2 protein-coding genes and 1 pseudogene are annotated in these 1,760 nt (G+C 70.9%); 2 read left to right on the top strand and 1 reads right to left on the bottom strand.

The annotated features are described in order from the left end of the window. Both D7V88_RS44040 and D7V88_RS41205 read left to right on the top strand, forming a co-directional pair. Window positions 1–246, top strand: a 246-nt coding sequence (locus D7V88_RS44040; protein ID WP_208726756.1) for a hypothetical protein, incomplete at its 5' end; no start/stop codon positions are given. Window positions 247–404: 158 nt separating this feature from the next. Next, a complete protein-coding gene (locus tag D7V88_RS41205) occupies window positions 405–1,211 on the top strand; it encodes a hypothetical protein (protein ID WP_244238679.1) in 807 nt (268 codons plus the stop codon). A 33-nt stretch (window positions 1,212–1,244) separates the two neighbouring features. Here D7V88_RS41205 and D7V88_RS41200 read toward each other — a convergent pair. Next, a pseudogene (locus D7V88_RS41200) lies at window positions 1,245–1,760 on the bottom strand (hypothetical protein); the annotation flags it as partial.

Below are 1,760 nucleotides of genomic sequence, written 5' to 3'. Positions count from 1 at the left end.
GTTCCACCGCCTCCAGCCCCCGCCACGGTGCAGGTCCGGTTCGATGCGCCCGCCCGCACCGTGCTTGGCCGGCCGGGGGGCGACAAACTGCCCATCAACCAGGTGCTCGCCGTGGTCCCCGGCCCCCTTCGCGTCCAGTACACGTGTCCGGGAAAACGGATACTTCCACGCATCGAGACCTACAACATCCGACCTGGAATCGTGGAACTCCAGACGCTGCGGGTCCCATGCCGGAGGCGACGCTAATCGGGACGGCCACTTGCCCGTATGCGGCATGCGCACCCTGCGGCGGACACGTAGGACCGGGTAAGCTTGAGTGCCCTTAAGTCGTTGGAATTCCTTGGTTTTCCACCAAGCGGGCGCGTTTACACATGTCAGAGGGGTCCGTAGACTCCGCCCCCTCTATGGCTCGCGCGAAGAAGCAGAAGAACATCATCCGACAGAGGACCTACCCCGCGGGGAGGGTGGCCCGGCAGCTCCCGGTCGCCCCTGAGCCCAACCGCCTCGTGAAGGTGTGGCGGCGCGTGTTGGAGCGGCGCCTGCGCACGCGGTTGAGGGGGAAGGTGGCGGTGGAGATCCACGACAACACGCACACGATGCTGACGTTCCAACGTCAGCGCGCGTTGTGGCGGCTGCGGCTGCACCACATGTTCCTGGCCGCGCCGGACGAGGTGCTCCAGGCGCTCGCCAGCTTCGTGCGCACGGGGGACGCGGACGCGAGCACGCTGCTGGACAAGTACATCGAGCGCAACCGCGTCTTCATCCGCCGGCTGTCCCCGGCGCAGATGCGCAAGCGGCTGCGGCTGTCGCCCGTGGGGCGCTACCACGACCTGGCGCGCATCTATGAGCGGCTCAACGAGCGCTACTTCCAGAGCCGCATCGACGCGGCCATCACCTTCGGGCCGGCGCCCCGGGTGAAGGGCCCGCGCAAGAGCATCAAGATGGGCTCGTATTCGGCGGACTCGAAGGTCATCCGCATCCACCCGGCGTTGGACCAGCCGCTGGTGCCCCGCTACTTCGTGGAGTGGATCGTCTTCCACGAGATGCTGCACCACGTGTACCGCGCCCGCCGGGGCGAGGACGGCCGGCGCTGCATCCACCCGCCGGAGTTGATGGAGCACGAGAAGCGCTTCCACGACTACCAGCGGGCGGTCGCCTGGGAGCGGGAGAACCTGGACCTGCTGCTGTGCGCCCGCACGGATCCGTCCTGACGACGGGCCCCCGCCACGGGCGCCGCGTGGGCGTCAGGGGAGGATGAGGCCCCCCGGGCCGCGCCGCTCGGGCGTGGCCGGGGCAGGGGGCTCGCCGGACGCCGGGGCCCCCGTCGCCGCCGCTGCCTGGGCCTGCGCGCCCGCGGCGGCCAGGACGACGACCTTGGCGAAGAGCGTCTCCGCGAAACGGGAGTAGGGCTCCTCGACCCCGTGGAAGAGCCGCCGGGCCTCGCCCCGGGCCATGGCCGCCTGCAGGGGGCGGGCGGTGTTCTCGAAGAAGGCCGCCATCCGCCACAGCCGGCGCGCGTAGCGCTGGCGCACCTCCGGGGTGAAGTACGCCCGCGCCGCGTCCAGGACCTTCTGCCGCACCTGCTCCTGGCGCTGCGACGCGCTCAACGCCAGCGGGCTTGAGGCCAGCTCCCCCACCTGCTCCATCAGCCGCTGGACGTGCGTGTCGGGCGGCATCCACTCGGCGAGCTCCGGCGTCGCGTGGAGCTGGTCGCCCTCCAGGGCATGGCGCACGTCGTCGGGCTTCGGGGCGGGCAGGGG

Source organism: Corallococcus terminator (assembly GCF_003611635.1).
Classification (GTDB): domain Bacteria; phylum Myxococcota; class Myxococcia; order Myxococcales; family Myxococcaceae; genus Corallococcus; species Corallococcus terminator.
The sequence above is the reverse complement of the archived record's forward strand: the minus strand, read 5'-3'. Positions and strand labels throughout refer to the sequence as shown.